The organism is Oleiphilus sp. HI0043, from assembly GCF_001634935.1.
The window spans coordinates 1-1,939 of record NZ_LWEY01000328.1 but is presented as its reverse complement, the minus strand read 5'-3'; the positions used below and the strand labels follow the sequence as shown (position 1 = coordinate 1,939).

Annotated in this window: 2 protein-coding genes and 1 pseudogene; 1 reads left to right on the top strand and 2 read right to left on the bottom strand. The window is 44.4% G+C overall.

The features are described from left to right. Positions 1-1,000 (top strand): annotated as a pseudogene (locus A3729_RS04455) (glucose-6-phosphate isomerase); the annotation flags it as partial. Between the two features lie 2 nt (positions 1,001-1,002). Here A3729_RS04455 and folK read toward each other — a convergent pair. Next, positions 1,003-1,521: a 2-amino-4-hydroxy-6-hydroxymethyldihydropteridine diphosphokinase gene (folK, locus tag A3729_RS04450; RefSeq protein WP_068509996.1), complete on the bottom strand. Its 519-nt coding sequence runs from the start codon at positions 1,519-1,521 to the stop codon at positions 1,003-1,005. Next, positions 1,514-1,894, bottom strand: coding sequence for a dihydroneopterin aldolase (folB, locus tag A3729_RS04445; RefSeq protein ID WP_068509994.1), 381 nt, complete (start codon positions 1,892-1,894; stop codon positions 1,514-1,516). The genes folK and folB overlap by 8 nt, the downstream gene beginning before the upstream one ends. Between the last annotated feature and the right edge of the window lie 45 nt (positions 1,895-1,939).

Below are 1,939 nucleotides of genomic sequence, written 5' to 3'. Positions count from 1 at the left end.
TCAAACTGTAAAGAACTTTCTACTAGAGCACGGAATGCTTCAAGAAGACCTTGGCATGCATCTCTATGCTGTGAGCAGTAATATCGAAGCTGCGATAGCCTTTGGAGTTAAGGAAGAAAATATCTTCCCTATGTGGGACTGGGTAGGAGGGCGCTATTCACTCTGGTCTGCAATTGGTCTTCCAATCGCATTTATGATTGGCAATGAGCACTTCGAAGCCTTGCTACAAGGCGCACACGAAATGGATGAGCATTTTATCTCAGCTCCCTTTGAGCAGAATATGCCAAGCCTGATGGCAATGCTAGGCATTTGGTACCACAGTTTCTTTGGCGCCGACTCACATGCCGTAATGCCTTATGATCAGTATCTGAGCTTTCTTCCTGATCACCTCCAGCAATTAGATATGGAGAGTAACGGCAAACACGTATCTACAAAAGGTAAAGCTCTTACTTACCATACAGGCCCTATAATATGGGGGGGTACTGGAACTAACGGCCAACATGCTTTCCACCAGTTATTGCATCAGGGCACTAAACTAATCCCATGTGACTTCATTGCTACGCTTGATACGCATCACCCATCAGGCTCTCATCATAAGATGTTATTGGCTAACTGCCTGAGCCAAACTCAAGCCTTGATGCAGGGGCGTAGTGAAAGGCAGGCTTTTCAAGAATTATTAAATAGGGGTTACGACGAACCCAAAGCCAAACTCATAGCCAAGCATATGGAGCACAAAGGTAATCAACCCAGTAATACCTTTCTTATTGAGAAAACGCTGCCAAAGAGCGTCGGTGCCCTAATTGCCGCCTACGAACATAAAGTTTTCGTTCAGGGTGTAATATGGGAGCTTAATTCTTTTGATCAGTGGGGAGTAGAGTTAGGTAAAAAGCTAGGTAACGAAGTACTCAAACAACTGGAAGACGCTGATTCCAACATTGCTGCAGATTCTTCTACTGCCGGTTTAATCGCTGAATACCACCGATTTCATGAAAACAAATAAGCTTAAGGCTTGAGAATAGCAGCAACTGAACTTGGATCAATTCGCCATACCTTTTGCTTCGCTTCGATTTCTACTTGCTTAAGCTGCCATAAGACTTGGTAGCTTAAGCCAGTTTTGCTATCGATATCATCCGGTGCTAACTCAGCCATCGGCCATAGAACAAAGCCATTGTAGTATAGCTCCGGCCTCGGGAGCTCAACTCCATCATGAAAACCTGTCAGTTGCCCGTAACTGACCACATCAATATCTAGCGTTCTTGGTGCAAAGTGTTTATCTCCGCGCAGGCGGCCGTGGCTATCTTCAATTGTTTTTAATGCCTTTATAACCTTGGGCAAGCTTAGCTCTGTTTCGATTGATACCGCCATGTTATAGAAACACGCACCGTCAAAACCAACCGGCTCACTTTCATAAATTGAAGACAAAGATAAGTCACCAAAGGTCCGTTTCAGGCTGCTCAGGCCCGAGCGAAAGTTCTGATCACGTTCAACATTTGAGCCCAGATTCAAGAATACCTTAGGCATGGCTATGCTGCTCTCGTGTTCGCTTCACTCTAACGCCAACTGATCTTGTGTTTGGAACTGCGCCAGGCTTACTTATTTTTAGTTCTATCGCGCTAATTGCAAAGCTATTAAATAGCGATGCGGCTATTTTGTCTGCTAGATACTCCAATAACTGATGGTGTTTGGCTAAGGTAATGCGCTCAATCTCCTGGCAAACCGCCACATAATCAATAGCATCTTCTATGGCATCTGATTCTGCTGCGGCTGAAAAGTCACACACTAGAGCAAGGTCAAACAACAATGTTTGCTTGATCTGCTTTTCCCATTCGAACACACCTATTGAGGCGTCAATTTCGAGCTTTTCAATTAATACCTCAGAGTAATCTTGAGCCATCAAATTAACCTATTGTCAGGATTAAAATCTAGCCTAGTGCAGGCA